Source organism: Burkholderia sp. HI2714, assembly GCF_002223085.1.
Taxonomy (GTDB): Bacteria; Pseudomonadota; Gammaproteobacteria; order Burkholderiales; family Burkholderiaceae; genus Burkholderia; species Burkholderia lata_D.
Genome location: NZ_NKFM01000186.1, coordinates 1 through 509 on the forward strand (window position 1 = coordinate 1; position 509 = coordinate 509).

Annotated in this window: 1 pseudogene; it reads right to left on the reverse strand. The window is 59.5% G+C overall.

From position 1 onward, the window contains the following. Nucleotides 1–318 (reverse strand): annotated as a pseudogene (locus tag CFB82_RS41830) (hypothetical protein); the annotation flags it as partial. Between the last annotated feature and the right edge of the window lie 191 nt (nucleotides 319–509).

Below are 509 nucleotides of genomic sequence, written 5' to 3' on the forward strand. Positions count from 1 at the left end.
CAGCCGCCAGTACTCTTCCATGAAGCCGGTGATCTGACGCATCGCCCAACGAAACAACCGGTAAAACGTATAGATCAGCTCGATGTAGGCGTTCGTGTAGGTTGGGGCACGCCCGGACACACCCGGCCCATACGGCTGGGTGTTGATGAACAGCGCCTTCAGGTCGCCCTCCGGGCAGTAGAGGCTGAGCTGGCCTCGCCGCTTCAGGCTCTGATTGTAGGCGCGGGCGTTCGCGACCCGATACGTCGGTTTCGGGCGTTTGCGCGGCGCTCCGGATTTCAGGCTGGCTTTGTATGGCAATGAACGTTCACGAGGCATAGATCAATTGCCCTTTCTACTCGACCTCACGCTGCCGCGCAACCACCCCCTTCCGAACAAAGCCGGCGCGCTTTGCCTTTCGAGATGCATTCGACTTCCGGCGCATGCAGAGCATACAGCTTGTTTTTGTCCTTCTTCTGCTGGCGGCAGATCCGCCATGCCCGTTCGAGCCAAACCTTCAGCGTCGCTTG